Genomic DNA, 26779 nt, shown 5'->3' on the forward strand with positions numbered 1-26779 from the left:
CCGGCGCGGCCGGCCCGGCGGGGCGGGGCCCGCTGCCTAGCGTGGTTCGATGCCCGTCCCACGCCGTGTCCCGCTCGCCGCCCTCGCCGCGGCGCTCCTGACCGCTTTCGCTCCCGCGGGCGCGCACGCCGCGCCCCCGCCGCCCTCGCCCGGGGTCGCCACCACGCGTGTGCCGTACGCCTGCGCCCAGGACGAGTGGCCCTGGGGATGTATCGCCGAGTGCGAGAGCAGCGGGCGCTGGCACGTCAACACCGGCAACGGCTTCTACGGCGGACTGCAGTTCTGGCAGCCCACCTGGGTGGACTACGGCGGTCTGAAGTACGCGGCCCGCGCGGACCTCGCCACCCGCGCCGAGCAGATCGCGGTGGCCCGCAAGGTGCTGGCGCTGCAGGGCTGGGAGGCCTGGCCGGTGTGTTCCCGGCGCTACGGGCTGGCGGGCCGCATGCACACCGTGGAACGCGGCGACACGCTCTCCTCGATCGCCCGCACATACGGCGTCAAGGACGGCTGGCGAGGCATGTACGCGGCCAACAAAAAGGCGCTGGGCGACCGTCCGGACCTGCTGCGCATCGGCATGCTGCTGGTCATCCCGAAGGGCTCGACCCGGACGCCGGACCTGGCCGACCACGCCCCGGCGGTGTTCGGGCCGCCGCTTCCCCCCGTTCCCACTCGGAGGCCTCTCCGCTGAACGCGACCGCGCCCCGGCGCAGTTCGTGCACGAACACCGTCCTGGTGTGCAACGCGGGCGGCAGTCGCTGCTCGGCGACGACCACGCACGCGTCGAGCCCCGCCAGCAGCTCGTACGTACGGGCCGCGACCTGCGGCGCCATGCCCTGCGCGGGCTCGTCGAGCAGCAGCACGCGCGCGGGGGACAGCAGGGCGCGGGCGACCGCGAGCATCCGCTGCTCACCGCCGGACAGCGTGCCCGCGCGCCGGTCGAGGAGCGGGGCGAGCTGCGGGTAGGCCTCCAGGGCGGGGCCGTGGGCGCGGGCGGCGAGCTCCAGGTTCTCGCGGACCGTCAGCGAGCCGAACACCGCCTGCCGTTCGGGGACCAGGCGCAGCCCACGGCGTGCCCGCCGGTGCGCGGGCAGCCGGGTCACGTCGACGCCGTCCCATACGACCGCCCCGCCCGACAGCGGCACGGTTCCGGCCAGCGCCCGCAGCACCGTCGTACGGCCGGAGCCGTTGCGGCCGAGCAGGACGGTCAGGCCGGGGGAGGGGGCGGTCAGGGTGACGCCGTGCAGGGCCTCCAGCGGGCCGTAGTGCACGCGCGCGTGACGCAGGGCGAGGGTCATGCGCCCACCTCGCGCGCGTGCAGGACGCTTTCCGGCGGCCCCGTCGCGACGATCCGGCCGGCCGCCATCACATGGACGACGTCCGCGAGCCCCGCGACCAGGTCGAGGTCGTGCTCCACCACGAGCAGCGCGGTGCCGTCGGCGGCCAGGGCCGCGAGGATGCGGCTCAGCGCGGCGACCTCGGCGGAGTCCAGGCCGGCGGCGGGTTCGTCGAGCAGCAGCACCCGGGGATCGCCCGCGAGGGCACGGGCGAGTTCTACGCGCCTGAGGGTGCCGGTGGGCAGCCCGGCGGCGGGAAGGTCGCCCAGGGGGCCGAGCCCGAAGAGGGACAGGGCCCGGTCGGTCGCGCCCGCGCCGCCACGGCCCTGCTCGGCGCCGACCTGGACGTTCTCGCGGACCGTCATCGAGGGGAACACCGCGAGCTGCTGGAAGCCGCGGGCCACGCCGAGACGGGTGCGGGTGTGCGAGGGGAGGGCGGTGATGTCCCGGCCGTCCAGCAGGACACGCCCCTGGCTGGGCCGCAGCGTGCCGGCGAGACAGTCGAACAGGGTGCTCTTGCCTGCGCCGTTGGGGCCTACGACGGCGGTGACCTGCCCGGCGGCCGCGGTCAGGTTGACGCCGTCGAGCGCGGTGAAGCGGCCGTAGCGCGCGTGCAGGTCGTGGGTGGTGAGGACGGTGTTCCCACTCGCACCACCGGTGTGGCGTTCGCGGGCGGGTGCGGGTGGCCCTTGCGGGGGCTGAGCGCCGCCGGCGGCTTTCGCGTGCGTGCCGGCGGGCGATGGGGTGGCTGTCGCGGGCGTGCCGTGTGCGGGGCCCAGGGGTGGTGCGGTGGCGTTCAGGGGTCGTGCGGCGGTTTTCCCGGGCATGGCGCCACCCGGGCCCGAGGGGCGCCCGACGGCCCTTCGGGGCATGCCGTGTGCCACAGCCTCACGGAGGCGGTCCCGAACCCTCTCCCCGGACGGGGAGAGCCGCCCCGGTCGGCTCAGCCTCAGCCGAGACCCCGCAAGCCTCAGTGCCTCGAACACGCCGCCCGGGAAACGCCCCACCAGTACCGCGAGGACGCCGATCACAGCCGCTGCCACGCCGCCGCGGGTGCCTGCGTCGAGGCCGACGAGGAGGGCCGCGGCGGCGAGGGCGCCGAGGGTGCTCTCGGCGCCGAGGACGACGACCGCGGCGAACCACAGGAGGCCGCGGACGGGGTCGTAGGCGCTGGGGTCGAAGGCCCGCAGGCCCATGCCGAGCAGGCCACCGCCCAAGGCGGCCAGGGCGGCGCCCGCGACGAAGGCGAGCAGCTTCAGGGACGGTACGGGCACGCCCGCGGCCTGGGCGCCCGCCTCGTGGTCCCGCATGGCCGCGAGGGCGCGCCCGGTGCGGCCCCTGCGCAGGGCGTGCACCGACAGCAGCGCGGCCACGAGGAGCAGCAGCTCCAGGACGTAGTACGCGCGGTCCCCCTCGAAGCCGGCCGGGCGGCCCAGGGACAGCCCGTGCGTGGCGTACGGCTGGGCGAAGACGAAGCGGCTCACCCCGACGCCCACCGCGAAGGTGGCCAGCGCGAGCGCGAGGCCGTGGCGGCGGATCGCGGGCCGACCCGTGAGCAGGCCCAGCGGCGCGACCAGGAGCACGGCCGCCGCCAGCGCGGCCAGCTCCGGCAGCCGCGGCAGACCCGGGAAACGCCCTGCCGCGAGCAGCGCGGTGAACAGGGCGCCCAGACCGGCGTACGCCGCCTGGCCCAGGGAGATCTGGCCGCCGCGGCCGGTCACCACCACCAGCGACAGCAGCACCACCGCGAGCGCCGGCACCTGCACCGAGGTGTGCAGGTCCGAGCCCGCGAAGCCCAGCGGCAGCAGGAACAGCACGACGGCCACCGGCCAGGCACCCGGCGGCGTCGGGACCCGGGCCGTCGCCGTACGCGGCAGCGCGTCCCGCGCGCCGATCCCGGGCAGGACCAGGGCGGCGACCAGCAGCGCCACCACGAACAGGTTGGCGCCGACCGCCTGGAGCAGCGGCTCGCCCCAGCCGGAAGGGTGCAGCCGGGTCAGCTGGCTCTGCGCCACCCCGATGCCCAGCGCCACCACGACCGCCACCGGCAGGCTCCGCATCCGCGCGGCCACCGCGACCGCCATCACCTCCATCACCAGCAGCGGCAGGCCGTACGGGTCGAGGCGGACGTACGGCGCCAGCAGGACGCCCGTCAGGCCCGCGGTGAACGACCCGAACGCCCAGCCCGCCGCCGCGACCCGGTCGGCGTCGATGCCGGCAAGGACGGCGAGCCCCCGGTCGTCCACGACCGCGCGCAGCTCCCGTCCGAACCGCGTCCAGCGGGTCACCGCCCCCACCCCGGCCGCGAGCACGGCCACCACCGCGAGCTGCCCCCACGGGTCCGCCGACACCAGCTCGGGCGCGTCGTCCCGCGCGCCCTGCCCCCACAGCAGTGCCGCCCCGCCCACCAGCAGCACGAACACCCCGAGGGACGCCACCAGCGTCTGCGCCGGACCGCTGTCGAGGACCGACAGCGGCCGGAACACGAACCGCTCCAGGACCACCCCGATGCCCGGCGCCAGCACCAGCAGCGTCACCAGGGCCCCCAGCCACAGCGGCCACTGCCAGCCGACCACCGTCTGCCGCAGCGCGTACGCGCAGACCATCGCGATGGCGCCGTGCGCGAGGTTCAGCACGCCCGTCGCGCGGTACGTCACCACCAGCCCGATGCCGGTGAGCGCGGCCGCGGCGCCGACGGACAGACCCGCCAGGGTGAGGTCGTAGGTGAGCGAGGACATCAGGTGTCCGGCTCGCACACCGGGCAGGGGGCCAGTTCGCCGCGCCCGCGCTCGTCCACCGGCACGGCCCCCGCCTTGCCCGCCACCAGCGGGCAGTCCGCCCGGTGCACCAGGGTGCCGCCCGGGACCGTCACCAGCTCCGGCGCGACCGGGCGGGCCCCCGCCCCCGGCTCCTCCTCGGCCGGCTCGTCCGCCACCAGCAGCGCGTACAGCTCCTCCACGCGCGCGGCCGCGATCGCGTCCCGGCCGTGGGCCAGCAGCACGGCGGCCGCGACGATCAGGGCGGCTCCGGGGATCGTGCAGGAGGCGAGATACGGCAGCTGGCGTTCGGCGAACCGTTCGCCGGAGACGCCGTACCAGCCGATGACGCACAGCACCGCCCCGGCCGCGAGGGCGGCCCAGCCGGCCCACAGGACGGGGTGCGGGGTGCCCGCTCGTGACGTCCTCATCCTCGGCCTCCACACGTCCTGCGTCGGCGATCTGTCCAAGGCGGCCAATGGCTTGCACTATGCCTTGTGTCAGCTGACCCTGAAAGAACCGGGCGCGCACGCCCGGACCGACACCCGGTGGTGAGCCAGATGGTTCTCGGGAGCGACCTCATCAGGTGGGGCAGGCCACGACGGCGAGGCACCGCGCTGGCGGCCGCGCTGCTGCTGTTCCTGGCCCCGGCCCTCGCGGCGTGCAGCGACGACGAGGGCGGCGGCAGCCAGAGCGCGACCCCCGTGCCGACGCTCGACACCCCCACCGTGATCCCGTCCGTCAGCGAGCCCGAGGCCCAGCCGCGCCCGTCCGACCCGAAGGCGGCCGAGGCCGAGATCAGGGCCAACTGGCAGAAGTTCTTCGACCCGAAGACCCCGCTGAAGGACAAGCAGGCCGTCCTGGAGAACGGCGAGCAGATGGCCCCGGTCCTCCAGGCGTTCAACGGCGACGAACGCGGCGGAAAGGTCGGCGCGCAGGTCGAGAAGGTCGTCTTCACGTCGCCGACCGGCGCGAACGTGACGTACACCCTCACCCTGTCGGGGCAGACCGCGCTGCCCAACGCCTCCGGGACCGCGGTCGAGCAGGACGGCACCTGGAAGGTCTCCGTCAACACCCTGTGCGCGCTGGTGCAGCTGAGCCGGACCGGCAGTGCCTCCCAGTCGCCGATCCCGGGCTGCTGAGGCCGCCGTCGCGGCGCTGCTGACGCTCCTGGCCGCGGCCTGCGGCAGCCGGCTCCCGGAGAGCGACTTCGAGCACCGCGACCGGGGCACCTCCACCACGGCCGCGGCGCCGATCCGGGTCGGCGTCATCACCAGCGCCACCAGCCCGGTCGGCGGCACCGCCTTCACCGGCCCGCGCGACGGCGCCAAGGCCTTCTTCGACCGGCTGAACGCGCGCGGGGGCATCGACGGCCGCCGCGTCGAGGTGCGGGAGTGCGACGACGGCGGCAGCGGCGTCGGCAACAACGAGTGCGTGCACCGGCTGATCGACGAGGACCGGGTCGTCGCCCTGGTCGCCACCACCGCCCTCGACTACGCGGGCGCCTCCCGCGTCTCCCACGCGCGCGTGCCCGACATCGGCGGCCAGCCCATCGGCGCCGCCTACGACACCTGGCCGCACCTGTACGGCATCTACGGCAGCCTCGCGCCCCGCGACGGCACCCCGGGCTGGGACGGGCGGCTGTACGGCGGCACCGAGGTCTACCGCTACTTCAAGCGCGAGCACGGCGCGCGCACCGCCGCCGTCGTGTCGTACAACCAGGCCTCCTCCGCCGCCTACGCCCGGCTGATCGAACGGGGCCTGAAGGCCGAGGGCTACCGGGTCGTCACCGAGCAGGTCGACTTCGCGCTGCCCAACTTCCGTGCCGTCGCCGCCGATCTGAAGGAGCAGGGCGCCGACCTGGTCTTCGACGCCATCGACAGCCATGGCAACGCCCGACTGTGCGCGGCCCTGGACGACGTGGGCGCCCACCTGACCGCCAAGGTCACCAACGTGCAGAACTGGACCTCCACCGTCGCCGAGGACTACAAAGACGCGCCCCGCTGCCGCAACGCCCTGTGGGCGACCGGGTCCAGCCGCAACTTCGAGGACACGCACCAGGAAGCCGTACGGGAGTTCCGTGAGGCCACGGAAGGCCTCGACACGCATTCGCAGTGGCAGTTGGAGGGCTGGGCCGCCGCGAAGTGGTTCACGGACGCGGCCCGCGCCTGCGCGGAGAAAGGCATCACGCGCGCGTGCGTGGACGGCTTCATGCAGCGCAGCAGCGGCTACACCGCCGGCGGGCTGCTCCTGCCCGTGTCGTACGAGCGTCTCACCGAGCCGCCGAGGACCCGCCGGACCTGTCTGTCGGTCGCGCGCTGGCGGGACGGCGAGGGCTGGGTGTCCCAGGGGGACATGGACCGCACCTGCTTCCGGGTGCCGCAACTGCCGTACGAGCCCTGATGGACACTGTTGACCATGCTGGAGACCTCCGCCCGACTGCTGCGTCTGCTCTCGCTCCTCCAGGCCCACCGCGAGTGGTCCGGCCCCGAGCTGGCCGAACGGCTCGGCGTCACACCGCGGACCGTGCGCCGGGACGTGGACCGGCTGCGTGAGCTGGGCTACCCGGTGCACGCCAGCCCCGGCACCGGCGGCGGCTACCAGCTCGGGGTCGGCGCCGAACTGCCGCCGCTGCTCCTGGACGACGACGAGGCCGTCGCCGTGGCGGTCGGCCTGCGCACCGCCGCCGGGCAGGGCGTCGAGGGCATCGGCGAGTCCTCGGTGCGCGCGTTGGCCAAGCTGGAGCAGGTGCTCCCGCACCGGCTGCGCCGCCGGGTGAGCGCCCTGAACAGCTTCACCGTGCCGATGTTCCGGGACACCCGCCCCGACGCCGTCGACCCCGCGCTCCTGACCGAGCTGGCGGGCCTGTGCCGGGACGCCGAGCGGCTGCGCTTCGCGTACGAGGACCACGAGGGCGCCGCCACCCGCCGTACGGTCGAGCCGCACCGGCTGGTGTGCTCCGAGCGGCGCTGGTACCTGGTCGCCTGGGACCTGGACCGGGCGGACTGGCGCACCTTCCGCGTCGACCGCATCACGCCCAGGCCGCCGCACGGGCCCCGCTTCACCCCGCGCGAGCCGCCCGCCGACGACCTCGCCGCGTACGTCTCCCGGGGCGTCTCCACGCGCGTGTACGCCGCGCAGGCGGTGGTCCGGCTGCTGGTGCCCCTCGAGGAGGCGGCCCAGCACGTCTCGCCGTCGGCCGGGACGCTGGAAGCCGAGACCGAGCACACCTGCATCCTGCGCGCGGGCGCCGGGAGCCTCGACGTGATGGTGGTCCACGTGATGATGCTGGGCGTGGAGTTCGAGGTGCTGGAGCCGGCCGGCCTCACCGACGCGATCAGGAGGGGAAGGGACCTTTTGAGCCGTGCTCTTGAACGGGGTGACGCTGCTCCAGCGCCGCGTACTCCGGGTGATGCAGATCGAACGCCGGCGAGTCCGAGCGGACCCGGGGCAGCGTCGTGAAGTTGTGCCGCGGCGGCGGGCAGGAGGTCGCCCACTCCAGGGAACGGCCGTAGCCCCAGGGGTCGTCGACCTCGACCTTCGCGCCGTACTTCGCGGTCTTCCATACGTTGTAGAGGAACGGCAGCGTCGACAGGCCCAGCAGCAGCGAGCCGATGGTGGAGACGGTGTTCAGTGCGGTGAAGCCGTCCGCGGCGAGATAGTCCGGATAGCGGCGCGGCATGCCCTCCGCGCCCAGCCAGTGCTGCACCAGGAACGTGGTGTGGAAACCCACGAACAGCGTCCAGAACTGGATCTTTCCCAGCCGCTCGTCGAGCATCTTCCCGGTGAACTTGGGCCACCAGAAGAAGAACCCGCCGAAGATCGCGAAGACGACCGTGCCGAAGACGACGTAGTGGAAGTGCGCCACCACGAAGTACGAGTCGGTGACATGGAAGTCCATCGGCGGCGACGCCAGGATCACCCCGGTCAGCCCGCCGAACAGGAACGTCACCAGGAAGCCGGTCGCCCACAGCATCGGGGTCTCGAAGGACAGCGAGCCGCGCAGCATGGTGCCGGTCCAGTTGAAGAACTTCACGCCCGTCGGCACGGCGATCAGGAAGCTCATGAAGGAGAAGAACGGCAGCAGCACCGCGCCTGTGGCGAACATGTGGTGCGCCCACACCACCACCGAGAGACCGGTGATCGTCATCGTCGCGCCGACCAGGGCCGTGTAGCCGAAGATCGGCTTGCGGCTGAAGACCGGGATGATCTCGGTGATGATGCCGAAGAACGGCAGCGCGATGATGTACACCTCGGGATGTCCGAAGAACCAGAACAGGTGCTGCCACAGCAGCGATCCGCCGTTGGCGGCGTCGAAGACATGGCTGCCGAACCGCCGGTCGGCCTCCAGACACAGCAGCGCGGCCGCCAGCACCGGGAACGCCATCAGGATCAGGATCGACGTGAACAGCGTGTTCCAGGTGAAGATCGGCATCCGGAACATCGTCATGCCGGGTGCGCGCATCCCGATGATGGTGGCGAGGAAGTTCACCGCGCCGAGGATCGTGCCGAAGCCGGCCAGTGCGAGGCCCATGATCCACAGGTCGGGGCCGACACCGGGCGAGCGCTCCCAGCTGTTGAGCGGCGCATAGGCGAACCAGCCGAACGCCGCAGGGCCGTCGGGTGTCAGCAGCGACCCGAGCACGATCAGGCCGCCGAACAGGAACAGCCAGTACGAGAACATGTTCAGCCGCGGGAACGCCACGTCCGGGGCGCCGATCTGCAGCGGCATCAGCTCGTTGGCGAACCCGGCGAAGCTCGGCGTCGCGAACAGCAGCAGCATGATCGTGCCGTGCAGGGTGAACAGCTGGTTGAACTCCTGGTTCGTCATCAGCTGCAGACCCGGCCGGGCCAGTTCGGCGCGCATCAGCAGCGCCATCACCCCGCCGGCGAGGAAGAACAGGAACGACGTGATCAGATACAGATGGCCGATCTTCTTGTGGTCGGTCGTGGTCAGCCAGTCGACGATCAGCCGACCGCGCCGCCTGCGCCGTACGGATTCCGCCGTCGCCTGCACGGTCTGCGTCCCCATGACTCGCTCGCCCCTTCGCCTCGTCGCGCCCCGGGCCCGCCCGTCATGATGCTCGCTCCGGTGCGGGCTCCGACAGGGGGCGTACGCGCTCCCTGCCGAAAACGGAATGGAATGGGCCCCGCCCGCGGGACGGTCCTCCGGGCACTTGGGGCACTTTCCGCCGGGTAATTCCGAGGGCTGCGAAGACACGCGGGAATTGCGTTCGAATACCTGCGGAAGGCGTACGGAACCCCCCGTCCGTGTGACGGAGTTCGGACCAAACCCTTGTAGTGATCTTGTGACAGAAGCGTGACCGAGGAGGGACCGGCTACCCGGCGTGTCCGCTTCCGCCTTTCGTGGCCGGGGCTTTGCGCCTAGCGTGGCGGCATGGCACCGATACCGAAACCCGCCGCCGAACCCCACGACGACCCGGACGCCTACGTCGGCCTCGACGCCGCCGGTGCGGAGCGCCTCGCGCGCGAGCGGGGCTGGTCGACCGTCCGCTCGCTGCCGCCGGGGGCGATCATCACGATGGAGTACCGCCAGGGGCGGCTCAACTTCGAGGTCCGCGGCGGCCGGGTGGCCCGCGCCTGGAAGGGCTGACCGGCACGGAGAACGCCGAAGGCCCCGGTTCCCGTCAGGGACAACCGGGGCCTTCGCGATGCGGGGCGCGGTGTGCGTACCGTGCGCCCCGCAGTCCTGGGGCCGTCAGCCGCCGGTCAGCGGGCGGGCCGGTGAGCCGGCGCCGCGCGGGACGCGGTCGGAGTGCGGCGGGCGGCGGCTGCCGGTCGGGGTGACCGGCGTGCGCTCCGAGCGGACCGTGTGCGGGCCGGGGGCCAGGTACACGGGGTTGCGCGGGGTGTGGGCGGTCGCCGACGGGATCGTCTCGCGCACCGGCGTGGCGTCGCCGTCGTCCTCGCCGGACCGGACCGAGGCGAGCACCGGGGCGGGCGCGGGGACGGGGACCGGGCCGGTGCGGCGGGCGGTCCACCGGTCGCGCAGGTCCAGCAGGAACGACTCGGCGCGGGAGATCAGCGGCTCGAACCACGGCAGGGCCAGCAGGACCAGCAGACCCGCGGCCCAGCCCAGCAGGACGTCGCTGAGCCAGTGCGTACCGAGGTAGACCGTGGTCAGGCCGACGCTGAGGGACAGCACGGCCGACAGCGCAGACAGCCAGCGCCGGGTCCAGGGCGTGGAGGCCAGATAGGCGAGGATGCCCCAGGTGACGACCGCGTTCGCGGTGTGACCCGAGGGAAATATGTCGCTTCCGGCTTCGAGCCAGTGCCACATCTCGTTGGAGCCGACCTCGGTCGCGTAGTGCGGACCCGAGCGGCCGAGGCCGTACTTCACGGCGCCCACCGTGATGTTCAGCAGCAGTACGGCCATGCCGAAGGCGAGCAGCGGGCGCAGGGTGCGCTGCCGCCAGGAGCGCCAGCCGAGCCAGGCCGAGACCATCACGGCCGTCGGGCCGCGCTGGCCGAGGACCACCCAGTAGTCCAGGAACGCGTGGATCTCCGGCCACTGCTGGTACGGCCGGAAGAGCATGGCCTGCCAGTCGATCCGGACCAGCCAGGTCGTGGCCGCGACGGCGAGCACGATCGCTGCGTAGAAGGCCAGGGTCGCGCCGAAGAGCACCACACGGTGCCGCGTCATCCGCGGCACGTCGAGGACGGGCCGTTCGGGCTCGCGGTCCAGTCTGGCGAAGATCCGGTCGAGCCGGGTCGGCTTTGGTTCGGTACGCACTCAATCGACGTTACAGCGAGTGAGGGACTCATCTCGCGGAAGCGCAGGCTTCGTAATGACGATGTGATGTGGGATTCCTCTCAGGGGACGGTTTATTTCCACGGATTCCCTAATCGTGTGGGCCGCTTCCCTTCAATTCCTTTGATCATTCCGGTAACCGGTTTTGCGGTGCTTCCGAATTCGTTCACCAGGGCATGGTGCGGAATTCACCGGGAGTGCTGGGCCGTCACGGTGGACCGGAGCCGTTCAGCCAGAACGCCCCGTACACCGCCGAGGCCACCGCGACGGCCGTCAGCACCGCCGCCGACCTGCGCGGCCGCGCCCGCGCGAGGGCCAGGGCGAGCGGCAGCAGCAGCGGGAAGGCGGGCATCAGCAGCCGCGGTTTCGAGCCGAAGTAACTCGACGCGCACAGCGCGAGGGCCGTGACCACCCCCGCGTACACCAGCAGCGGCAGCGGCTGGCCCTGCCGTACGCAGACGACATACAGCCAGAGCACCAGGCCCACCCCGGCGATCAGGGCGAGGCCCGCGAGGGCGCCCGGAACCGACGTGAACTTGTCGGCGACGAAACGGGCGAAGGCGTAGCCGCCGTCGAAGCCGTTGCGCCAGCCCGCCTGGACGTCGAGATAACCGAACACGCCCTTGCCGGTGCGCCGGCCGACCCACAGCACGTAACCGGCGGCGCCCAGGGGCGCGAGGAGCAGAGCGAGGGCGCGCCGCCCCGCATGAGCGCCGGGCGTCGCACCCCCGCTTCCGGTACCTACGAAAGAGGTACGGCGCTCTCGTACGAGGCTCGCGAGGCCGGCCGCCCACACCGCCGCGACCACCGCGAGCCCGACCGGCCGGGTCAGTCCGGCCAGCGCGGCCAGCGTGCCCGCGGTGAGCCAGCGGCCGGTCAGCACGGCGTACAGCGACCAGGCGGCCAGGGCGGTGAACAGCGACTCGCTGTACGCCATCGACTGCACGATCCCGACCGGCAGCACCGCCCACACCAAGGCCGCGCACACCCCGGCCCGGCGGCCGTACACCTGGTCGGCGACCGCGAAGATCCCCCAGGCCGCGGCGAGCGAGGCCAGCAGGGACACCACCAGTCCGGCGTCGGCGTACGACAGCGGGCTCACCGCGTGCAGCCCCCGCTCCAGCCAAGGCAGCAGCGGGAAGAACGCCAGGTTGGAGTGGATGTCGCCGTTCGGCAGCCGCACCTCGTAGCCGTAGCCCAGCTCGGCCACACGCGTGTACCAGAGCGAGTCCCAGCGGGCGGTCAGCAGGGTGTGCGCGCTCTTGTCGCGCGCGGCGCTCCACGCGACCAGCGCGACCAGGCCCAGGGCGCGCACGGCGGCGTACCCGAGGAGGGCCGGGGCCGCCCGGCGCAGGGCCGAGGAGGCGCGGCCGAGGGCCGAGGAGGCCGGTGCCACACGCGTCTCAAGATCGGTCACGGGCTCGATTATCCGGTGTGTCCGCGACTGTCCCGACCGCGCTGACGTGGAACGGGGCATGCGGAGTGGCGTACGCCACATGGGTTCCGGGACACGGTGAGAGTTCCGCCACGCGACCGACGCGCGAACTCGCGTACGCTGACGGCTCACTCGCGTATCCGTTGCGCGGGCCGGAGCCGCCGCTCAAGCTCCGGCCGTCGGCACGGGGAGTCCCCACCCTGAGAGCCCGCCGAACGCGAGGGGACATCTGGGAGGTACGTACATGTCCGGGACGACCACGGCTGCCCAACGCGCGCGCCGTCGGGTGGCCGGGGCCGGTGCCAACCGCTGGGTCGTCCTGGTGGTCCTCTGCGTCAGCCTGCTGCTCGTCGCGGTCGACGCGACCGTGCTGCACGTGGCGGTGCCCGCCGTCACCGAGGACCTTCAGCCCGGCGCGATAGAGCTGCTCTGGATCGTCGACACCTACCCCTTGGTCTGCGCCTCGCTGCTGATCCTGTTCGGCACGCTCGGCGACCGCGTCGGCCGCAGACGCATCCTTCTTCTCGGCTACGCCCTCTTCGGCGTCGCCTCCGCGCTCGCCGCCTTCGCGCAGGATCCGCAGGTGCTGATCTTCGCGCGGGCGCTGCTCGGGGTCGGCGGCGCGATGATCATGCCGGCCACGCTGTCCATCCTGCGGCAGGTCTTCCCCGACCGGCGCGAGCGGGCGCTGGCCATCGGCATCTGGAGCGCGGTGGCCGCGGTCGGCGCGGCGGTCGGACCGCTGCTCGGCGGCTTTCTGCTGGAGCACTTCTGGTGGGGGTCGGTGTTCCTGGTGAACATCCCCCTGATGCTGGTCAGCCTGCCGGTCGGGCGGTTGCTGCTGCCCGAGTCGACGGGCGACGGGAACGGTCCCTGGGACGTGGTGGGCGCGCTGATGGCGGCCGCCGGCCTGTTCGGCACGGTGCTCGGCGTGAAGCGCCTCGGCGGCGGCGAGTCCGCGGGCAGCGTGTTCACCTTCGTGCCGCTGGTGGTGGGCGTGGTGCTGCTGGTGCTCTTCGTACGGCGGCAGCGGCGGCGGGCGCACCCTCTGGTGGACCTGCGGATGTTCGCGCGGCCGGCGTTCAGTACGTCGGTGGGGTGCATCGTCCTCGCGATGCTCGCGCTGGTCGGTCTGGAGCTGATCGCGGCGCAGTATCTCCAGCTGGTGCTGGGGCTCTCGCCGCTGGAGACCGGGCTGCGGCTGCTGCCGCTGACCATCGCGGCGATGGCGGCGGGCCTCTTCGGGGCGCGGATGCTGCGGCGGTTCGGGCCGCGGCGGATGGTGTGCGCCGGGTTCTGCCTGACCGCGGCGGCCGTGGTGCTGCTGACGGCGATGGGGAGCCAGGACGACACCGGGCTGCTGCTCGCCGGGTTCGTGCTGCTCGGGTTCGGGCTGGAGACGACCCTGTTCGGGGCGTACGAGTCGATGCTGAGCGAGGCGCCGGTGGAGCAGGCCGGCGGGGCCGCGGCGATCGGCGAGACCTCGTACCAGCTCGGGGCGGGCATCGGGATCGCGCTGCTCGGGACCGTGATGAACGCCGCCTACGCTCCTGGAGTGGCCTCCGTTCCCGGTGTGCCGGCGTCGGCGTCGGTGTCGGCGGGGCATTCGCTGGGGGAGGCGTACGCGGTGGCGGGGCGGCTGGGCGGGGAAGCGGGTGTCGCTCTGCGCCGGGTGGCCCGGGACTCCTTCGTGCACGGGCTGCATGTGACCCTGCTGGTCAGCGCGGGTCTGCTGTTGATGGGCGCCGCGATGGCGCTGCGCTTGCCGCGCGTCATGCAGTGCGAGGCCGTGGACGTTGAGTTGCCCGCACCTCGAGGCGTCGCGGAGTCCAGGGTGTCTGCCTGACCTTCTCCCACCCACGCACCGCCCGTCACCAGTCGGCCAAGAGGCCGGACCTTCCCGTGGGGCGCACCCACCGCCGGCGGCTGCCGCGCCGTGGGCTGTCTCTCGCGGGCTCTGCCGCCGTCGGGCTGATCTCTCCCTTCCTTGGTCCTTTCGGTGTCTGGCCCCTGGCCGTTCCGTCGGGGTGCTGTGGTTCTTTTCGCCGTCCGGGCAGGGTGGACGTCGTGTGTGGGGCGTCGTAGCGTCTGGGCGTCGAGTTTGTTAGCGGTGCTAGTTTCCTGTGTCGGAAGGTGAACCGTGTCTGCGAAGTTGCCCCCCTTTGACCCCGCCGATCCGCTGGGGATCGACGATCTGCTGGAGCCCGAGGACGTCGCGGTACGGGAGACCGTGCGGCGGTGGGCGGGGGAGCGGGTGCTGCCGTACGTCGCCGAGTGGTACGAGAAGGGGGAGCTGCCGCAGATCCGGGAACTCGCCCGGGAGCTGGGCGGCATCGGGGCGCTCGGGATGTCGCTGGAGGGCTACGGCTGTGCCGGGGCCTCGGCCGTGCAGTACGGGCTGGCCTGTCTGGAGCTGGAGGCCGCCGACTCGGGCATCCGGTCGCTGGTGTCGGTGCAGGGCTCCCTCGCCATGTACGCCATCCACCGGTTCGGCAGTGAGGAGCAGAAGCAGACCTGGCTGCCGCGCATGGCCGCCGGTGAGGTGATCGGCTGCTTCGGGCTCACCGAGCCGGACATCGGCTCCGACCCCGCCGCCATGCGCACGTACGCCAAGCGCGACGGCGGCGACTGGGTGCTCACCGGACGCAAGATGTGGATCACCAACGGCTCCGTCGCCGGGGTCGCGGTCGTGTGGGCGCAGACCGAGGACGGGATCCGCGGGTTCGTCGTGCCCACCGACACCCCCGGCTTCTCCGCGCCCGAGATCAAGCACAAGTGGTCGCTGCGGGCGTCCGTGACCAGCGAACTGGTCATGGACGAGGTACGGCTGCCCGCCGACGCCGTACTTCCGGAGGTCACCGGCCTGCGCGGGCCGCTGAGTTGTCTGTCCCACGCGCGCTACGGCATCGTCTGGGGCGCGATGGGAGCCGCGCGGTCCTGCTTCGAGACCGCTGTCGACTACGCGAAGTCGCGGGAGCAGTTCGGTCGGCCCATCGGCGGGTTCCAGCTCACCCAGGCCAAGCTCGCCGACATGGCGGTCGAACTGCACAAGGGGATTCTGCTCGCCCACCACCTGGGGCGACGCATGGACGCCGGCCGCCTGCGTCCCGAGCAGGTCAGCTTCGGCAAGCTCAACAACGTACGAGAAGCGATCGAGATCTGCCGTACGGCACGGACGATCCTCGGTGCCAACGGGATCTCCCTCGAATACCCCGTCATGCGGCACGCGACCAACCTCGAGTCGGTGCTCACCTACGAGGGCACCGTCGAGATGCACCAGCTCGTGCTGGGCAAGGCGCTCACCGGGCTGGACGCCTTCCGGTGAGGCGGTGACGCGCTGAACCCCGAGCGGGGGCAGGGCCGGTGGAGCGGCCCTGCCTCAGCTCTGGTTGAAGAAGCCGTCGGTGCGGTGCGCCGCCGGCTCGCCGTTGATGATCTCCGTGTTCGCGGGGGTCAGCAGGAACACCCGGGTGGACACGCGCTCGATGGAGCCGCGCAGCCCGAAGATCAGGCCGGCCGCGAAGTCGACGACGCGCTTGGCGTCGGCCGGCTCCATGGCCGTGAGGTTCATGATCACCGGGACGCCGTCCCGGAACAGCTCGCCGATGGCGCGGGCGTCCCGGAAGCTGTCCGGGGTGACCGTGCCGATCCGGCGGCCCTTCTCCTCGGCCGTGTCCGTGGCCACCTTCACCCGCGGGTCCGTGACCCAGGCGTCTGCGGAGTCGTTCCCCTCGTAGGTGTCGTCGTCGTAATAGCGCTCGTCATCGTTGTCGTCGACGAGGCCGAGCCACGCACTCGCCTTGCGCACCGATCCCATGGACGCCTCCTCTCACAGCGGTCTTCTTCTTCTGTCCTGCCATCCCTATGGTCATCCATGATGCGGACGGCGCGCCAAGTGGATAGACGCCGCGCGGGGGGTTTGTGACGGTACTGGTGCACAGCCGATCCGTCGAGAGCCCTGGTGTCCCAAGGGTCGTGACGCGTATGGCTGCTGACTGTGAGTGAAATATGATTCTTCACGGCACACGAGTGACAGACGGTGCGTACGGGTGAAAACGACTCTCCTGGGGAGGGTCCTACGACATGACGATCGGCCGATACGATCGAGCCACTCGGCTCGTTGTCGACGCCGCGTCAAAGGTCGCACGCATCACGGGGGATCGTCGTGTTCGGAATCGTCAGGCCGTGCCGCCATCGTCTCGGTGAACGGCTCAAGACCCAGTGGATGGCCCACTTGTGCGGGCTCTGCCTGGCGCTGCGCCGGGACCATGGGCAGTTCGCCCGGATCGTCACCAATTACGACGGTTTGCTCATCTCTGTCCTGACGGAGGCTCAGGCGCCGCGCGCGCAGGCCGAGGGCTGGCGCCGTACGGCCGGACCCTGCCCGTTGCGCGGGATGCGCACGGCGTCGGTGGCCCGGGGCGAGGGCGCCCGGCTCGCGGCCGCCGTCTCGCTGGTGCTCGCCTCCGCCAAGGTCCGCGACCACATGGCCGACGGGGACGGACTGCTCGCCCGCGCCCCGGTCGCGGTCGCCGCACGCCGGGTCGCCGAGAGCTGGGGCCGCGCCGGAGCGCGCAGCGGTTCCGCCGTCGGCTTCGACACCGGGGTGCTGGTCGAGGCCGTGGACCGGCAGCTCGGCCTGGAGGCCCTCGCCGGGCCCGGTACGCCGATCCTCACCGTCACCGAGCCCACCGAGACCGCCACCGCGGCCGCCTTCGCCCACACCGCCGTCCTCGCCGGCCGGCCCGGCAACGCCGTGCCGCTCGCCGAGGCGGGCCGGCTCTTCGGCCGGCTCGCGCATCTGCTGGACGCCGTGGAGGACCAGGCCGCCGACGCGCAGTCAGGGGCCTGGAACCCGCTCACCGCGACCGGGACCGCGCTGACCGAGGCCCGGCGCCTGGCCGACGACGCCGTGCACGGCATACGTCTGGCCCTGCGCGAGGTGGAGTTCACCGACGGCAAGCTGGCGCACCGGCTGCTGGTGCACGAGCTGCCCGCCGCCGTTGACCGCGCCTTCGGCACGGCCTCCTGCGCCCACGGCCCCTCCTTGTACGGCCCGCCGCCGTCGGGGCCGTACGGGCCGCCCGGCGGCCCCGGTGCGCCGCTGCCGCCCCAGCCGCCCCACCGCGACCGGCGCGGGCTGCTCGCCGGGTGCGCGGTGTGGATGGGGCTCGCCTGCACGTGCCAGATGTGCTGCGGGACGTACGAGGACCCCTGGACGCGGGAGCGGCGCGAGGCGCTGTGCAGCAACTGCGACTGCTCCGGGTGCGGGGACTGCTGCAACTGCTGCAGCTGCTGCGGCGAGGACGGCGGCTGCTGCGACGGCTGCGACTGCGGGTGCGACTGCGGCTGCTGAGGACCGGCGCGCCGGTGCGGGGGCCCGTGGAACGCCGAAGTCCCGCCCCTCGCGCGCGGGGCGGGACCTCGGACTCAGGTCGTGCGGGTGGTTCAGCCGATCTCGGTGCCGGTCGCCGAGAGGGCCTCGGTCACCGGCTGGAAGAAGGTCTCGCCGCCGGAGGTGCAGTCACCGCTGCCGCCGGAGGTGAGGCCGACGGCCTTGTCGCCGGAGAAGAGCGAACCGCCGCTGTCGCCGGGCTCGGCGCACACGTCGGTCTGGATCAGGCCGTTGACGATGTCGCCGTTGCCGTAGTTGACGGTGGCGTCCAGGCCGGTGACCTTGCCGGAGTGGACCTGGGTGGTGGAGCCGCTGCGGGTGACCTCCATGCCGACGGTGGCCTCGGCGGCGCCGGTGATCGCCTGCGCGGAGCCGTTGTAGAGGTTCACCTCGCTCGGGTGGTCCACCTCGGCGGTGTACTTCACCAGGCCGTAGTCGTCGCCGGGGAACTTGGACGTCTCGTTGGTGCCGATCTCGTTGCCGGACGAGTCCGACCAGGTGGTGATGGACTCGGTGCAGTGCCCCGCGGTCAGGAAGTACGGCTCGCCGCCCTTGACCACGTTGAAGCCGAGCGAGCAGCGGCCGCTGCCGTCGGTGATGGCGTCGCCGCCGGCGATGAAGGGCTTGAACTCACCCTTCGAGCGCTGGAGTTCGGCCGTCTGCCCGAGCCCCTTCACGACCTCGGTGAGCTTCGCCCACTCGGCGTCGGAGACGGTGCGGTCGGCGGTGACGACGACCTTGTTGGTGGTCGGGTCGGTGACCCAGGCCGTGCCCGGGATCGTGGCGTCCTGCGTGAGGGTGGTGCGGGCGCTTCTCAGCTCGGCGAGGGAGTTCTCGACGATCCGCGCCTTGGCCCCGGCCTCCTCGACCGTCTGGGCGGCGGCCGCGTCGAGGACGTTCACGACCAGGTTCTTCGCCTGTGCGTCGTAGTACGTGCCCGCCGCGTCGGCGCCGAGGTCCTGGCCGAGCAGTGAGGCGAGCTTTCCGGCCGCGGGCGCCGAGAGGGTCTTCGGCTGGGCGGTGTCGGGGGTTTCGCTCGCGTTCGCACTCTGGAAAGTGACGCCCGCGGCCACCAGTGCGGCGATACCCGCACCTGCCGCGGCGGCCCGCCGCCTGGGTATGCGTCGGTGCTTCAACTCGTGTCCTCCTGTGGGGGGTCGGTTCCGCAGGTTGTGGGGACCTGACGGACCGGAAGGCTTGGTTGACGGGCGCCTACTCTTCCGAACCTCACAGGGAGCACACAAGGTCGACTTCAGGACGCGCGTACAGCGGTGTCGAACGCTCCCGCGCACACAGCCGTTCGCTCGCACCCTTGGGAATTCGCACTGCAAATACTACGAGCGAGTAACCGCTAGGCGGAGCGTGACATCCGGCCGTGGCTCGAATTCGACGCTCCGGCAGCCGGGATCAGTCGGATCGGTCGGGATCAGTAGGGGCGGGCAAGAGCGAGCCCCCGCACGCGGGTTGCGTGCGGGGGCTCACAGGAAGAGGTGCGGGTGCGGGCGTTCGCCTCAGCCTTAGAAGACGCTCACGCCGTACGCGCTCAGCGCCTCCGTCACCGGCTGGAAGAACGTCGTGCCGCCGGAGCTGCAGTCACCGCTGCCGCCGGAGGTCAGGCCGTAGGCGATGCCGCTGTTGGAGTACAGCGGGCCGCCGGAGTCGCCCGGCTCGGCGCAGACCGTGGTCTGGATCATGCCGTAGACGATGTCGCCGCCGCCGTAGTTGACGGTCGCGTTGAGGGCGGTGACCCGGCCGCTGTGCGTGCCCGTGGTGGAGCCGCGGCGGTAGACCGTGGTGCCCACGCTCGGCGTCGCGGCGCTGGTGATGTCCACGCTGCCGACCGTGCCCGACTTGGTGACGGACGTGTTCGTGTAGCGCACGAGCCCGTAGTCGTTGGTCGGGAAGCTGGAGCCGGCCGTGGAGCCGAGCACCGTGGTGCGCGAGGAGTTGGAGTACCAGGTGCCCGCGCCGTCGGTGCAGTGGCCCGCGGTCAGGAAGTAGTACGTGCTGCCGCTGCGGACGTTGAAGCCCAGGGAGCAGCGCCAGCTGCTCGCGTAGATGGCGTCGCCGCCGGAGATCAGCTTGTTGAACGTGCCGGGCGTGCGCTTGACGCTGATCGCGCCGGCGTTGGCACCGGCCTGCCGCTTGATCTTCGCGAGCTCGGCCTGGGAGACCGTGCTGTCGACGGTCAGCAGCAGCTTGTGGTTCTTGGCGTCGACGGCCCACGCGGTGCCCGGCACATCGGCCTTGAGCACGGCGTTGCCCGCCTGGTTGAGCTGTGCGGCGCTGTACGTGGTGACGTCGGAGGCGTTCGCGCTGGGGATCGCGATCGCGGCCGCGGCCACGAGACCGGTCGTCACGGCGGTCAGCCGGGTCCGTCTCGAGATACCGCTGCGGGGGGTGGTGCGCTTGATCCTCACTTTTCGTTCCTCCACAAAGGAAGTCGGGGGCCCGCGTGGGGTCGGGGCCCGTGAGGCGCAGTCGGGGGCAGGTCCCGGATCCCGGGTATGCCGTGCTCCTGACAAGCGCTGTGGGGGAGTATTCGGCCGCACGGCCGAGCGGCGCAAGGGCGCCTTTCGGCCGTGCGGCTTTCAACTGTCCGCCGATCCACGCGCGTCCATCAGGTTCGACGCGGACGAACCGGACGTTCGGTGGAGCGGGAATGCGAGGGAGCGGGAATGCGAGGGTCGACCAGGACGCCCCGGTCCGGGCTCAGTAGATGCTGACGCGGTACGCGCTCAGCGCCTCGGGCACCGGCTGGTAGAAGGTCGTGCCGCCGGACCGGCAGTCGCCGCTGCCGCCGGAGGTGATGCCGAGCGCCTTGGTGCCGTCGTAGAGCGGACCGCCGGAGTCGCCGGGCTCGGCGCAGACCGTGGTCTGGATCATCCCGTGCACGGTGCCGCCGCCCTGGTAGCGCACGGTCACATTGAGGGCGGTGACGGTCCCGCCGTGGGTGCCGGTGGTGGAGCCGGTGCGCTTGACGCTCTCGCCGACGTACGCGTTGGCGGCGCTGTACCCGCCGGAGTGGCTGAGGCCGGTGTTGTCGTAGCGGACCAGGGCGTAGTCGTTGCCGGGGAAGTCGGCGCCGACGGTCGGGCCGATCAGGGTGCGGTGGGCGGAGTCGGTGTACCAGGTCTTGACCGACTTGCCGCAGTGACCTGCGGTGAGGAAGTAGTACGTGCCGCCGCTGACCACGTTGAAGCCGAGCGAACAGCGGTAGCCGCCGCCGTAGATGGCGTCTCCGGCGGACAGCAGCGGGCGGATGACGCCGGGGGTGCGCCTGACCTCGACCGCGTCGGCGGCCTTCTCGATGCGGGCGATCTCGGCCGCGGAGACGGTGCTGTCCGCGGTGACGACGACCTGTCCGGACGCCCGGTCGGTGTACCAGGCGGTGCCGCCCGGTGCGGCCGCGGCCACGGCACTCGCGGCCCGGGCGAGTTCGGCCGCGTCGTCGGCCGGAGCGGACGCGCCCGCGCTGGGCAGCCCGGCCAGGGTGGCGGCGACGAGTCCTGCGGCGACGGCGAGCAGTCGGATGCGCTGGGTTCTCACTGATCCTCCTCGTGGGAGCGGAAGGCCCCGGCAGGGTCGGGGGCCCGTGAGACGCTGTGGGGGTGGCGTGGCTCCTGACATGCGCCGCAGGGGAGAATGCCCGCCGACCGGCTCGCGCACAAGACCACCCGCAGAGGCGTCCGGCGGACGAACCCGTTTGCCGTACACACGCCACACGCGCCGACGGTACGGCCGCCGGCGCGCGTGTCGTTCGAGAAGCGGAGCTCAGACCAGGTTGCGCTCTCCCGCCTCCACGGCCACGTCCAAGGTGTTGCCCGGGGGTGGGAAGGGGCAGATGAAGTGGTCGGCGAAGGCGCACGGCGGCAGCAGCGCGCGGTTGAGGTCGACCGTCGTACGGCCCTCGGCGTCCGGCGCGGCGGGCCGCAGGAACCGGAAGCGGTAGCTGCTCACCCCGCTGGTGGCGTCGGCGAACACCGCCCACAGCGAGCCGTCCGCCTCGACGCTCACCTGGAGCGTGAACTCCTGCCCGTCCAGGGCGAACGACAGGTCACCGCCGAGCCCGAGCCCGCGCTCGCGCCCGTCCGCGTTCGCCACCCGCACCGTCCGGTCGGCGCCGTACGGCGTGAAACGCCCGGGCACCGCCCAGCGCGGGTCGTACGGCGTGGCCTCGATGCCCTGGAAGGCGCGGCGCGCCTCGGAGGCCGGGTCGAAGTCCCGTATGCCCCATATCCCTTCGCGCACCAGCACCACCAGGCGCCGCTCGCCGAGGGCAACCCGGGACGCGGCCGCCGGGCCGGAGTCGGCCGTGAGGCGCGCCTCGCCGGTGAAGGGCGCCCCGTCGAGGGTCAGCCCGTCCTCGGCGGCGGCGGTCAGCACCACCGCGTCCCCGTCGGCGCGCCAGAGCCCGGGAATGGCCGGAAGTCGACCGTCCGGATAGTCCTCCAGCCAGTGCGTGCCGGTCAGGGCGAGCGGCCCGTGAGGCGCCGACACCGTCTCCACACGGCGCTCGTGCCACTGCTTCCACTCGTCGAATGCGTCCGTCGTCGTCATGTGATCAACCTTTCCATGGAGTGCGACACGCTGGGCGCGGGATACGGCAGCCCCAGATGCTCGCGGAGCGTGCCGCCCGGGTAGAAGGTGCGGAACAGGCCGCGGTGCTGGAGCAGGGCGACCGTGCCGTTGACGAACCGCTCCAGATCGCTGCGCGGTTCGACCGGGGTGACATGGAAGCCGTCGGTGACGCCCTCGGCGTGCCAGCGTGCGATCAGCTCGGCCAGGTCGACGGGGCCGCCGCGGTAGAGGGGCCCGTGCGCGGTGTGCCGGGGGCCGCCCCCGCCGTGGCCGGGCTCGGCCGCGTGCTCGCCGCCGCCCAGGTCGATCCGCAGGCTCGCCAGCACGCGCACCGCGTCGGGATCACGCCCGGCCGCGGCCACCTCCCGGCGCAGCTCCTCGCGTACGGCCCCCGCCTGCGCCCGCCCGGCGGCCCGCACCAGCACCACGTCGGCGTACCGGACGGCGAGCCGTAAGTCGGCCTGGTCGAAGGTGACTTCGGCGACCCGCACGGCCGCGTCCGCCGTACGGCCGGACAGGCCCGGTCCCTCGACCCGTACGCCCGCCCGGCCGTGCGCCGGCCCCGGGACGGCGTCGCTGACCAGCCCGATCCGGGAGGTGAGCGCGAGCAGGCTGAGCGGGTCGTCGCCGGCGAGCGTCACGAAGTCGAGCCCGCCGCGCTCGGCGAGCAGGACCGCGTCCGGGCCGGGGTCGCCGTCGAGACCGGCGGCCAGATGCAACAGCCCCATGGTCACAGCACCTTCGACAGGAAGGCCCGGGTGCGTTCGTGCCGCGGCGCGTCGAGCACCTCACCCGGCGGGCCCTGTTCGACGATCCGCCCGGCGTCCATGAACACCACCGTGTCGGCGACCTCCCGGGCGAACCCGATCTCGTGCGTCACGACGATCATGGTGGTGCCCTGCCGGGCCAGCTCCTTGATGACGTCGAGGACCTCGCCGACGAGCTCGGGGTCGAGCGCGGAGGTCGGCTCGTCGAACAGCAGCAGCTTCGGCTCGAGGGCGAGCGCCCGGGCGATGGCCACCCGCTGCTGCTGTCCGCCGGACAACTGGCGCGGATAGACGTCGGCCTTGTCGGCGAGGCCCACCCGCTCCAGCAGCCCGCGCCCGGCCAGGACGGCGTCCTTGCGGGACCGCTTCAGCACCGACACCGGCGCCTCGACAACGTTCTCCAGCGCGGTGAGGTGCGGGAAGAGGTGGAAGTTCTGGAAGACGAAACCGATCCGGGTGCGCTGCCTCAGCACCTCGCGCTCGGGCAGTTCGTGCAGCCGGTTCCCCGCGCGGCGGTAGCCGATCAGCGCCCCGTCGACGCTGATCGCGCCTCGGTCCACCTTCTCCAGGTGGTTGATCGTGCGCAGCAGCGTGGACTTGCCCGAGCCGGAGGGGCCGAGGATCACCGTGACCTGCCCGGCGCCCACCGTGAGGTCGATGCCCTTGAGGACCTCCAGGGAGCCGAAGCTCTTGTGGACGGATCTGATGTCGACCATGACGGTCATCGCATGCATCCTTTGATTCCTGTGTGGGGGAAGTGACGTGGCCTACGCGGCGGCCCGGCCCGCGAGGTCCGCGAGGAAGGCCAGCGCCGCTCGCGCGGTGGCGTCGTTCTGCCGGAAGGCGGGGCCGCCGGTGCGCGGCCGGGTGAACGCGCCCGAGCCGCGGGCGTCGGTGTGCGGCCCGAGCGCGAACCGCCGCGGGTGCGGGCGCCCGGCGCGGTCCAGGACCCGCCCGTCGGCGGGGTCGACGGCCAGCAGCCCGTCCGGGGTGGCGGCGGCCCCGTCGGCGTACAGCTGCCGCAGCAGCGAATCCCGGGCCCGCTCCACGGTCGGCTGCGGCAGCCGCGCCTCGACCAGCGCACGGGCCTCGGTCCGCACTCCGGGCGCGGTCGGGCTGGACGCGCGGAACACCCCGTCCTCGGCGGCCACGGCCATGTCCGCGCCGACGAACCGCAGCACCCCGGCCCGTGACAGCGCGAGCATCTGCCGCAGTCGGGGCCCGGGCGGCCCGGAGGCGAGGTAGCTGAAGAACCCGTGCCACCAGCCGCCGATGTCGCCGAGCCGCACGAGCTGCCCGTAGACGGAGAGCAGGGCGAGGAAGACCGCCAAGTCGGGGCTGTGCTGCGGGTCATGACGTCTGGTCTGGTCACGCTCGATGTAGTCCCGTAGCCCCTCCTGGAGCGCCTCCCGCGAGGCGTACCGCACCCCGTCCAGCGGCCGGTCGAGGGCCGCCAGGTCCAGCCGGTCGGCCGGGTCGGGCACGGCGGACGCCACCAGCGCCGCCCGCTCGGCGGGGTCGGCGACGGCGTACTTCGCCTCGAAGTCGGGCCAGGGCAGGGCGGTGCGCCCGGGATGGGCGGTGAACAGCCGGTGGTAGTGCGCGAAGCCCAGCTCCTTCTCCACCAGCGGCCACACGTTCCGCCCGAAGTCGAACTCATCGGGCCGGGCGAGCAGTCGGTCGATCTCGGCCGGGCCCAGGAAACGCGGCAGCGGCGGGCGTTCGCCCGTCCAGTCGTAGCCGATCTTCGCGTGGTACGGCACTCCGCGCCGCGACCCGACGTACAGCACGGGCTCCTGCCCCGACGGCACATAGGTGTCGCCCTCGTGGCGTCCGCCGCGGCCCTCGGTGAGCAGCACCATCAGGTCCACGAAGGCCAGTCCGAAGCCGCGCACCAGGACGGGTTCACCGGCTTTCAACGCGGACAGGTCGCTGTCGGCGGTGAAGTCGGGCGGGAGGTGCACCAGCCCATGGGCCTTCGCGTACGCGGCCAACTCGCGCTGTTCGTCGTCGAGTTCGGCGTCGAGGTGGCCGAGCGTCAGGACGACGAGGTCGGCCGGGAGAGGCCGCGGACGGCCCTCCAACCACACCTGCTGGCGTCCCGCGTGCGAGCCGGTCACCCGCAGGGCGCGCCGCGGATGGTGATGAACCCGGATCCGCGGGGGCAGTCGCTCCACCGTACGGTCGTACACCCAGCGCAGATAGGCGCCCTGGAGCCGCCGGCCGGTGAAGGTGCGGCCCTCGATGCCGGCCCACTCGTGCAGAGTGGGCCCCGCGTGCACGGGCCCGGCCATGGTCACCGTGTCGTCGGTGAACAGGGTGACGTCCTCGGCGTGGGAGTTCATCCACAGCAGCGGCGACTGGGCCTCGCGCCAGATGCGGCCGGCGCCCGGCGGATGCGGATCGACGAGATGGATGTCCAGAGCCTGGGCGGCGTACAGCTCGGGCGCGTTGGCGGCGATCCGCTCCAGCAGACCGGTCCCCCGCGGACCGGCCCCGACGATCACCAGCGACGGCCTCATCGGGAGGTCTCCGAGCCGCGCGCGTAGTGCTTCTCGACGTAGTACTGGCCGATGGTCAGCACCGAGGTGACCACGGTGTACCAGAGGGTGGCGACCATCAGGAGCGGGATCACCTGGTAGGTGCGGTGGTAGATCAGCTGCACCGAGAACAGCAGGTCGCTGACCGCGATGACGCTGACGATGGAGGTGCCCTTCAGGGTGCCGATCAGCATGTTCCCGGCCGGCGGGACGATGGAGCGCATCGCCTGCGGCAGCACGATCCGCCGCCACCGCCGCCACCGGCTCAGACCCAGCGCCTGGGCGGCCTCGATCTGCCCGCGGTCGACGGAGAGGATGCCGCCGCGCACCACCTCGGCGGCGTACGCGGCCTCGTGCAGGGTCAGTCCGACGATCGCGACGGTGACCGGGCCGAGCAGGTCGACGGTCCGCACGCCGAGGACTTGCGGATACAGCGCCCCGATGTTGAACCACAGCAGCAGCTGCACCAGGATCGGGATCGACCGGAACAGCCAGACGTAGCCCCAACTCACCGCTCTCAGCACGGGGTTGGCGGACAACCGGAACGCGGCGAGCAGGGTGCCGAGGGCGAAGCCCAGCACCATGACGACCGCGGTCAGCCAGAGGGTGAGCCACAGTCCGCGCAGCACCGAGGCGGAGGTGAACCAGCGGGCGACGACGTCCCAGTGGAACGCGTCGTTGCGCAGAACGGAGTTGACGGCGAGGCCCAGCAGGGCGAGGACGACGACGGCCGCGGCCCACTGCCCGTACCGGCGTTGCGGCACGATCCGCGGTACGTCGGTGTCCTGGGGTATGTCAGGGGCTTTGGCGAGGGTGTCGGAAGACATGGGAAGGCTCCATGGCGCGATGGACGGATGCCTTCACACAGCGGGCGCGGGTCAGCCCCGCACCTCACGGCCGAGCCCCTCAGCAGGGCCGTTCGTCGAGATTACGGTCCCGATTCCCTTTCCTGTCAAGGGTGTCCAGAGTGTGAGCGGTACGTCTCACCGTGGTTGACGCGGCATCGGCGACCTGTTCCACTTGGCCCATGCATCCGCAGCAGTGGCTGGTCACGCGCTCCCACATCGACTTCGGTCGCGTGTGGTCCTGTTCTTGTTGAGCCGACCCCCTGCCTGCCCTGCCTGATCAGGGTCTCCACCCACGCCTTCACACGCGCACTCTCCCCTCGCCCTGCGCTTCTTCCGCCTTCGCTCCTGTAG

22 protein-coding genes and 1 pseudogene are annotated in these 26779 nt (G+C 72.4%); 8 read left to right on the plus strand and 15 right to left on the minus strand.

Features of this window, described 5'->3' with window-relative positions; genetic code table 11:
• Window positions 1–49: 49 nt before the first annotated feature.
• On the plus strand, window positions 50–688 hold the full coding sequence (locus RKD23_RS29770; RefSeq protein ID WP_424856495.1) for a transglycosylase family protein: 639 nt from the start codon (window positions 50–52) through the stop codon (window positions 686–688).
• Here RKD23_RS29770 and RKD23_RS29775 read toward each other — a convergent pair.
• The 3 genes from RKD23_RS29775 to RKD23_RS29785 are packed head-to-tail and all read right to left on the minus strand — an operon-like array spanning window position 585 to window position 4521.
• A complete protein-coding gene (locus RKD23_RS29775) occupies window positions 585–1295 on the minus strand; it encodes an ATP-binding cassette domain-containing protein (protein ID WP_424856496.1) in 711 nt (236 codons plus the stop codon). The genes RKD23_RS29770 and RKD23_RS29775 overlap by 104 nt on opposite strands.
• Window positions 1292–4072: an ABC transporter permease subunit gene (locus tag RKD23_RS29780; protein WP_424858366.1), complete on the minus strand. Its 2781-nt coding sequence runs from the start codon at window positions 4070–4072 to the stop codon at window positions 1292–1294. Before RKD23_RS29780 ends, RKD23_RS29775 begins: the two co-directional genes overlap by 4 nt.
• Window positions 4072–4521: a hypothetical protein gene (locus RKD23_RS29785; RefSeq protein WP_424856497.1), complete on the minus strand. Its 450-nt coding sequence runs from the start codon at window positions 4519–4521 to the stop codon at window positions 4072–4074. Before RKD23_RS29785 ends, RKD23_RS29780 begins: the two co-directional genes overlap by 1 nt.
• Window positions 4522–4650: 129 nt before the next feature.
• Here RKD23_RS29785 and RKD23_RS29790 point away from each other — a divergent pair, with 129 nt between their 5' ends.
• Genes RKD23_RS29790 through RKD23_RS29800 form a run of 3 tightly spaced genes read left to right on the plus strand, consistent with a single transcriptional unit; the run spans window position 4651 to window position 7552 of the window.
• A complete protein-coding gene (locus tag RKD23_RS29790) occupies window positions 4651–5232 on the plus strand; it encodes a hypothetical protein (RefSeq protein ID WP_424856498.1) in 582 nt (193 codons plus the stop codon).
• Window positions 5201–6493 carry an ABC transporter substrate-binding protein gene (locus RKD23_RS29795; RefSeq protein ID WP_424856499.1) on the plus strand — a complete coding sequence of 431 codons (1293 nt, stop codon included), beginning with the start codon at window positions 5201–5203 and terminating at the stop codon, window positions 6491–6493. The genes RKD23_RS29790 and RKD23_RS29795 overlap by 32 nt, the downstream gene beginning before the upstream one ends.
• Window positions 6494–6508: 15 nt before the next feature.
• On the plus strand, window positions 6509–7552 hold the full coding sequence (locus tag RKD23_RS29800; protein ID WP_424856500.1) for a helix-turn-helix transcriptional regulator: 1044 nt from the start codon (window positions 6509–6511) through the stop codon (window positions 7550–7552).
• Here RKD23_RS29800 and ctaD read toward each other — a convergent pair.
• Window positions 7440–9122: pseudogene (gene ctaD, locus RKD23_RS29805) on the minus strand (cytochrome c oxidase subunit I); the annotation flags it as partial. The gene RKD23_RS29800 and the pseudogene ctaD overlap by 113 nt on opposite strands.
• Before the next feature lie 366 nt (window positions 9123–9488).
• On the opposite strand from ctaD, the gene RKD23_RS29810 reads away from it, so the two are divergent.
• Window positions 9489–9704, plus strand: a complete 216-nt coding sequence (locus RKD23_RS29810) for an I78 family peptidase inhibitor (protein WP_404042702.1) — start codon at window positions 9489–9491, stop codon at window positions 9702–9704.
• A gap of 105 nt (window positions 9705–9809) precedes the next feature.
• Here RKD23_RS29810 and RKD23_RS29815 read toward each other — a convergent pair whose 3' ends face one another.
• Window positions 9810–10844, minus strand: a complete 1035-nt coding sequence (locus RKD23_RS29815) for a phosphatase PAP2 family protein (RefSeq protein ID WP_424856501.1) — start codon at window positions 10842–10844, stop codon at window positions 9810–9812.
• A 226-nt stretch (window positions 10845–11070) separates the two neighbouring features.
• Window positions 11071–12279 carry a mannosyltransferase family protein gene (locus RKD23_RS29820; protein ID WP_424856502.1) on the minus strand — a complete coding sequence of 403 codons (1209 nt, stop codon included), beginning with the start codon at window positions 12277–12279 and terminating at the stop codon, window positions 11071–11073.
• Window positions 12280–12541: 262 nt separating this feature from the next.
• Between RKD23_RS29820 and RKD23_RS29825 the strand changes: the two genes are divergently transcribed.
• Together RKD23_RS29825 and RKD23_RS29830 are read left to right on the plus strand one after the other, a co-directional pair.
• The gene (locus tag RKD23_RS29825; RefSeq protein ID WP_424856503.1) at window positions 12542–14143 is read left to right on the plus strand and encodes an MFS transporter; all 1602 of its coding nucleotides are present in this window, start codon (window positions 12542–12544) and stop codon (window positions 14141–14143) included.
• 306 nt (window positions 14144–14449) lie between these two features.
• A complete protein-coding gene (locus RKD23_RS29830) occupies window positions 14450–15622 on the plus strand; it encodes an acyl-CoA dehydrogenase family protein (protein ID WP_424858367.1) in 1173 nt (390 codons plus the stop codon).
• A gap of 54 nt (window positions 15623–15676) precedes the next feature.
• Here RKD23_RS29830 and RKD23_RS29835 read toward each other — a convergent pair whose 3' ends face one another.
• Window positions 15677–16114: a cell division protein SepF gene (locus RKD23_RS29835; protein ID WP_404042706.1), complete on the minus strand. Its 438-nt coding sequence runs from the start codon at window positions 16112–16114 to the stop codon at window positions 15677–15679.
• 348 nt (window positions 16115–16462) lie between these two features.
• On the opposite strand from RKD23_RS29835, the gene RKD23_RS29840 reads away from it, so the two are divergent.
• The gene (locus tag RKD23_RS29840) at window positions 16463–17653 is read left to right on the plus strand and encodes a DUF5685 family protein (RefSeq protein WP_424856504.1); all 1191 of its coding nucleotides are present in this window, start codon (window positions 16463–16465) and stop codon (window positions 17651–17653) included.
• A gap of 92 nt (window positions 17654–17745) precedes the next feature.
• Here the strand turns inward: RKD23_RS29840 and RKD23_RS29845 are convergent, their stop codons facing one another.
• From RKD23_RS29845 to RKD23_RS29880, 8 genes are all read right to left on the minus strand, one after another.
• Window positions 17746–18828 carry a S1 family peptidase gene (locus tag RKD23_RS29845; RefSeq protein ID WP_424856505.1) on the minus strand — a complete coding sequence of 361 codons (1083 nt, stop codon included), beginning with the start codon at window positions 18826–18828 and terminating at the stop codon, window positions 17746–17748.
• Between the two features lie 381 nt (window positions 18829–19209).
• Window positions 19210–20112 (minus strand): S1 family peptidase, encoded by a 903-nt coding sequence (locus RKD23_RS29850; protein WP_404042709.1) that lies wholly within the window; start codon window positions 20110–20112, stop codon window positions 19210–19212.
• A 292-nt stretch (window positions 20113–20404) separates the two neighbouring features.
• Window positions 20405–21241 carry a S1 family peptidase gene (locus RKD23_RS29855; RefSeq protein ID WP_424856506.1) on the minus strand — a complete coding sequence of 279 codons (837 nt, stop codon included), beginning with the start codon at window positions 21239–21241 and terminating at the stop codon, window positions 20405–20407.
• A gap of 225 nt (window positions 21242–21466) precedes the next feature.
• The gene (locus tag RKD23_RS29860; protein ID WP_424856508.1) at window positions 21467–22252 is read right to left on the minus strand and encodes a DUF1684 domain-containing protein; all 786 of its coding nucleotides are present in this window, start codon (window positions 22250–22252) and stop codon (window positions 21467–21469) included.
• Window positions 22249–23001, minus strand: coding sequence for an LLM class flavin-dependent oxidoreductase (locus RKD23_RS29865; protein WP_424856509.1), 753 nt, complete (start codon window positions 22999–23001; stop codon window positions 22249–22251). Before RKD23_RS29865 ends, RKD23_RS29860 begins: the two co-directional genes overlap by 4 nt.
• Window positions 23002–23003: 2 nt before the next feature.
• Entirely contained in the window at window positions 23004–23765 is a 762-nt protein-coding gene (locus RKD23_RS29870) for an amino acid ABC transporter ATP-binding protein (protein WP_424856510.1), read from the minus strand.
• 42 nt (window positions 23766–23807) lie between these two features.
• On the minus strand, window positions 23808–25562 hold the full coding sequence (locus RKD23_RS29875) for an FAD/NAD(P)-binding protein (RefSeq protein ID WP_424856511.1): 1755 nt from the start codon (window positions 25560–25562) through the stop codon (window positions 23808–23810).
• Window positions 25559–26407, minus strand: coding sequence for an amino acid ABC transporter permease (locus tag RKD23_RS29880; RefSeq protein ID WP_424856512.1), 849 nt, complete (start codon window positions 26405–26407; stop codon window positions 25559–25561). The genes RKD23_RS29875 and RKD23_RS29880 overlap by 4 nt, the downstream gene beginning before the upstream one ends.
• Between the last annotated feature and the right edge of the window lie 372 nt (window positions 26408–26779).

The organism is Streptomyces sp. SAI-170 (assembly GCF_049739565.1).
Lineage (GTDB): Bacteria > Actinomycetota > Actinomycetes > Streptomycetales > Streptomycetaceae > Streptomyces.